Below are 2906 nucleotides of genomic sequence, written 5' to 3'. Positions count from 1 at the left end.
GCGGGGCGCTGACGGGGCGGTCCGGGGCGCCGGGGGCCGCGCGCGGCGGCGTCCGGCCCCCGGTACCCGGTGCCCGGCGGCCCGGCGGCCCGGCCCGGTTCAGACCGCCGGGTCGAGCAGCGGGTCCGCGGTGAGCACCTGCCCGTACAGGCGGCGCAGCGGCGCGGACGGTTCGATGCCGAGCTCGCGGACCAGGACGGTGCGCAGCCGGCCGTGCGTCTCCAGCGCCTGCCAGGCCCGGCCGGAGCGGTACTGGGCGAGGATCAGCCGGGCGTGCAGCCCCTCGTGCAGCGGGTGGGCGGCGCACAGCGCGGTGAGTTCGCACAGCAGCGCGGCGTGCCGGCCGAGCCGCAGGTCGGCGTCGATGCGGGCCTCGCGGGCGGTGAGCCGGGCCTCCTCCAGGCGCATCGCCTCGATCGCCAGCGCGGGGCCGCGCTGCACGTCGACCAGCGCGCCGCCGCGCCAGACGTCCAGCGCCCGGGAGAGCAGCGCGGACGCGGCGTGGTCCTCGCCGCGGTCGAGGGCGGCCCGGCCGAGCCGGACCAGCCGTTCGAACCCGGCGCTGTCGAGGCCGTCGGGCGGCAGGTCGAGCAGGTAGCCGCCGTAGCGGGTGGCGAGGGCGGCCCGGGCGGCGCCGGCGTCGCCGAGGGCGCGGGCGAGCAGGCGGCGCAGTTGCAGGACGTAGGTCTGGACGGTGGCGGCGGCGGTGCGCGGCGGGTGCTGGTCCCACAGTTCGTCGACCAGGGCGTGCACGGGGACGACCTGGCGGGCGTGGACGGCGAGCAGCGCGAGCAGCTGGCGCGGTTTGGCGGCGTTCGGGGCGAACGGCTGCCGCTGGTGGTCGGCGGTAAAGGGCCCCAACAGACCGATCTGCACGGTGTTCCGCCTCCTCTCGGCGGTCGGGCGGGCGGGGGGACGCACCGCAGAGCCTGGCAGCCGCGCGGCGGGCCGGGACAGTGAGATCTTCACGATTCGCGCCGCCGTCCCCGCCGGGTCCCCGTAGGCTCGGTCCGTTCGCCGACGGACCGGGAGGGGATCCGCATGCCCGGGGACGGGAACGGGAACGGGGGCGGTGACGGGGACGGGCCGCCGGAGCGGGCTCGGGCACCGAGGTTCGCCCTGGTGCTGCTGTGGGTCTTCCTCTGCGCGTTCACCGTGCAGATGGCGGTCAACCTGATGACGCTGCACCCCTCCCGGTGGGGCCGGGTGTGGGGTCTGCTGTGCTTCCTCGCCGTCTGCGGCTGCCAGGTGGTGCACTCGCTGCCCGGCCTGGCGCGGCTGCGCGGCCGGATCGGCGGGTGGACGCTGGGCCTGCAGGCGGTGCTGACGTACCTGCCGGTCGTGTTCTACGGCGGGCTGTGGGGCGCGGCCGGCGGCTTCCTGGCCGGGTCGGCGACGCTGGTGCTGCCGCCGCGCTGGAACTGGGCGGCGTACGGCGCGGTGGCGGCGTCGATGACGGTGACCGGGCAGCTGCTGCACTACGACGTGCAGACCGTGGCGTACCTGACCACCTCGACGCTGCTGACCGGGGCGATGCTGTTCGGCCTGACCAGGCTGGCGACGCTGGTGGTGGAACTGCACGAGGCACGCGAGCTGCTGGCCCGGCTGGCGGTGGCCCGGGAGCGGATCCGCTTCTCCCGGGACGTGCACGACCTGCTGGGCTACAGCCTGTCCGCGATCGCCCTGAAGGGCGAGCTGGCGATCCGCCTGGTGGCGCACCAACCCGAGCGCGCCGTCGAGGAGTTGACCGCGCTGCTGGAGGTGTCCCGGCGGGCGCTGGCGGACGTCCGGGACGTCGCGGACGGCTACCCGGAGCTGTCGCTGCCGGGCGAGCTGGCGACGGCCCAGCCGCTGCTCGCCGCGGCCGGCATCGAGCTGACCGCCGCGCTGGACGCCCGGGTGCCGGCCGGGCCGGTGGACACGGTGCTGGCGACGGTGCTGCGCGAGGCGGTCAGCAACATGCTGCGGCACGCGAAGGTCCGCCGCTGCCGCGTCGAACTGACCGAGGAGGGGCGGGAGTTGCGCCTGCTGATCGTCAACGACGGCGCGAGTGGCACGACCGGAGCGGGCACCACCGGCGCGGGTGCGGACGGCCGGGGCACCGGGCTGCGCAACCTGCGCAGCCGGCTGGCCGAGCTGGACGGCCGGCTGACCGCCGCCCGGGAGCCCGACGGGACGTTCCGCCTGCTGGCGGTGGTGCCGGCGGCTGCGCTCAGACCAGCCAGCCCGCCTCCTGCGCCAGTCTGACCGCGTCCACCCGGTTGCGGGCGCCGAGCTTGGTCACCACCGTGGTCAGGTAGTTGCGGACCGTCCCCGCGGACAGGAACAGCCGGGCCGCGATCTCCGCCGGTTCGGCGCCCTCGGCGGCCAGCCGCAGCACCTCCGCCTCCCGCGGGGTCAGCGGGCAGTCCACCGCCCGGCGCGCCGCGGCCGCGAGCTGCGGGTCGACGGCCCGGCCGCCCGCCGCCACCGTCCGGATCGCACGGGCCAGTTCGGCCGGCGGCGCGTCCTTCAGCAGGTACCCGGACGCCCCGGCGTCCATCGCCCGCCGCAGCGTCCCCGGCCGGCCGTGCCCGGTCAGGATCAGCACCCGGCAGTCGGGCAGCCGGCGGCGCAGCTCCGCGGTGGCGGTGAGCCCGTCCGTCCCCGGCAGGTCGAGGTCGACCACCGCGATGTCCGGCCGGTGCGCGAGCGCCTGCGGCAGCACCGCGTCCCCGTGCTCGACCTCCGCGACCACCGCGATGTCCCGCTCCATCCCGAGCAGCGCCACCAGTGCCCCGCGCACCATGTGCATGTCCTCGGCCAGCAGTACCCGAATCACCGACCACCCCCGCCCGCGATCCTAGTGCCGCGTCAGGCAACCTTCGCCCGTCCCTCTCGACGACCGGAGCCGGTCGCCCCCGCGG

The 2906-nt window shown here is 76.9% G+C and carries 3 protein-coding genes; 1 reads left to right on the top strand and 2 read right to left on the bottom strand.

All coding sequences use genetic code 11. The features are described from left to right. Positions 1 to 99: 99 nt before the first annotated feature. On the bottom strand, positions 100 to 876 hold the full coding sequence (locus ACFUEL_RS37865; RefSeq protein ID WP_380242484.1) for a BTAD domain-containing putative transcriptional regulator: 777 nt from the start codon (positions 874 to 876) through the stop codon (positions 100 to 102). A 246-nt stretch (positions 877 to 1122) separates the two neighbouring features. Here ACFUEL_RS37865 and ACFUEL_RS37860 point away from each other — a divergent pair, with 246 nt between their 5' ends. Next, positions 1123 to 2247: a sensor histidine kinase gene (locus ACFUEL_RS37860; protein WP_380242482.1), complete on the top strand. Its 1125-nt coding sequence runs from the start codon at positions 1123 to 1125 to the stop codon at positions 2245 to 2247. On the opposite strand, the gene ACFUEL_RS37855 is transcribed toward ACFUEL_RS37860, so the two are convergent. Next, positions 2213 to 2821, bottom strand: coding sequence for a DNA-binding response regulator (locus tag ACFUEL_RS37855; RefSeq protein ID WP_380242480.1), 609 nt, complete (start codon positions 2819 to 2821; stop codon positions 2213 to 2215). The two genes, ACFUEL_RS37860 and ACFUEL_RS37855, sit on opposite strands and share 35 nt — an antisense overlap. Positions 2822 to 2906 lie beyond the last annotated feature (85 nt).

The organism is Kitasatospora sp. NPDC057198, assembly GCF_042670125.1.
In the GTDB taxonomy this organism is placed as follows: domain Bacteria; phylum Actinomycetota; class Actinomycetes; order Streptomycetales; family Streptomycetaceae; genus Kitasatospora.
This window is presented reverse-complemented; position numbering and strand designations above follow the sequence as displayed.